This window comes from Mycobacterium sp. UM_Kg27 (genome assembly GCF_000972905.1).
Classification (GTDB): domain Bacteria; phylum Actinomycetota; class Actinomycetes; order Mycobacteriales; family Mycobacteriaceae; genus Mycobacterium.
This window is the reverse complement of sequence record NZ_JRMM01000292.1, coordinates 1-872: the sequence shown is the minus strand read 5'-3', so window position 1 is coordinate 872 and position 872 is coordinate 1. Positions and strand designations below refer to the sequence as shown.

The 872-nt window shown below is 67.8% G+C and carries 1 protein-coding gene and 1 pseudogene; both read left to right on the top strand.

What is annotated here, in order from left to right; genetic code table 11:
- Positions 1-161, top strand: a pseudogene (locus tag LI94_RS24865) (ParA family protein); the annotation flags it as partial.
- Between the two features lie 113 nt (positions 162-274).
- A partial coding sequence (locus tag LI94_RS21310) for a segregation/condensation protein A (RefSeq protein WP_046302498.1) occupies positions 275-872 on the top strand: 598 nt, incomplete at its 3' end.

Here is an 872-nt window from a genome sequence, read left to right as displayed (position 1 = left end):
GCTTCGGCGACCTGGTGTTCGACACCGTCATCACCCGCACCGTGCGTTTTCCCGAGACCACCGTGGCCGGCGAGCCCATCACCACCTGGGCCCCGAAGTCCGGCGGCGCGCAGGCCTATCGTGCGTTGGCCCGCGAAGTCATCGACCGATTCGGCGCGTGAACGTAGACACACCGACGGCCGACGCCCCCGCCGAACCGCCGGGTCCAAGCGGCGGTCCCAGCCTCACCTCTCCTCCGTCGAGCCTCGCTGAACCGCCGGGCTTCCAGGTCCGGCTGACCAACTTCGAGGGTCCCTTCGATCTGCTGCTGCAGCTGATCTTCGCGCACCGCCTCGACGTCACCGAGGTGGCGCTGCACCAGGTCACCGATGACTTCATCGCCTACACCCGCGACGTCGGCGCGCAGCTGGAGCTCGAGGAGACCACCGCCTTTCTGGTGATCGCCGCGACACTGCTCGACCTCAAGGCGGCCCGGCTGCTGCCGGCCGGTCAGGTCGACGACGAAGAAGACCTGGCGTTGCTCGAAGTTCGCGACCTGCTGTTCGCGCGTCTGCTGCAGTACCGGGCGTTCAAGCACGTCGCGCAGATGTTCGCCGAACTGGAAGCCGCCGCACTGCGCAGCTACCCGCGCGCGGTGTCGCTGGAAGACAACTTCGCCAACCTGCTTCCCGAAGTAATGCTCGGTGTCGACGCCGAGTCGTTCGCTCAGATCGCGGCGGCCGCGTTCACCCCGCGCCCGGTCCCGGTGGTGGGCCTGGAACACCTGCACCAGGTGATGGTGTCGGTACCCGAGCAGGCCGGTGTGGTGTTGCGGCTGTTGGAGGCCCGCGGCACGGGGCAGTGGGCGTCGTTCTCCCTGTCTCTTATACACA